Origin of the sequence: Xenorhabdus sp. Sc-CR9, from assembly GCF_963897815.1 — a bacterium.
Classification (GTDB): Bacteria; Pseudomonadota; Gammaproteobacteria; order Enterobacterales; family Enterobacteriaceae; genus Xenorhabdus.
Genome location: NZ_CAWQTY010000085.1, coordinates 1 through 884, shown reverse-complemented (window position 1 = coordinate 884; position 884 = coordinate 1). Strand labels below are relative to the sequence as shown.

The following is an 884-nucleotide window of genomic DNA, read 5'->3' as shown; positions in this document are numbered from 1 at the left end:
TAGGGCGTGTTGACGTTTTGCGAGGGATTATTAGGCAGCATAATGATTTGGTATAATTACTTTCGCCAAAAAACAACCAGACCTCACCATCATGCCGCGAGCTATGTTAACAGATCTCCATTGGAATAAGCTATCTGCATTGATGCAACACACCGGATGGATTTATGACAAACCTGAACACCGTTTGACCTTGGAAGGCATTCTTTACCGGATGAGAACGAGCATTCCCTGGCGGGATTTGCCGCCAGAATTCGGCAATTGGAATAGCGTTTTTCAGCGTTTTAATGCGTGGTCGAAGAAAGGTGTTTTACAGCTTATTTTCAAAGGGTTATCTAAAATTACTGATACGGAATGGCTGTTTATTGATGGAACTATCGTCCGGGCTCACCAGCATAGTGCCGGTGCCGCGTCAGATGACGATGAGGCCATTGGCAAAAGCTGTGGCGGGCTTTCAACCAAGATCCATTTAGCTGTAGACAGCGGAGGTTTACCTGTTCATTTTGAGCTTTCGGGTGGGCAAGTTCACGATAGTGTCCACGCAGAAAGCCTTGTCTCTGAGTCTCCCCCATCCGAAGCGGTTATCGCTGATAAAGGGTATGATAGCCAGCGTTTCAGAATATTTATTGAACAACGCGAAGCCACTCCGGTGATCCCTTATCGTAAAAATAGTCGACAAGCAGACCAACGCATTGATAAATGTTTATACCGTTATCGTCACTTGGTAGAAAATGCGTTTGCCAGAATTAAACATTTCCGTGCAATAGCAACAAGATACGATAAACTTGAACGGAATTATGCCAGCATGGTGGCACTGGCGTTTATCATTGTCTGGTTGCCAATGTGGGTTGATTGAATTATGACCTTAAAACATCAACAGTCCCTAT

General features: G+C 44.7%; 1 protein-coding gene. It reads left to right on the top strand.

Features of this window, described 5'->3' with window-relative positions:
- Positions 1-91 precede the first annotated feature (91 nt).
- Positions 92-853 carry an IS5 family transposase gene (locus tag AACQ81_RS04040; RefSeq protein ID WP_237388495.1) on the top strand — a complete coding sequence of 254 codons (762 nt, stop codon included), beginning with the start codon at positions 92-94 and terminating at the stop codon, positions 851-853.
- Positions 854-884: the final 31 nt, after the last annotated feature.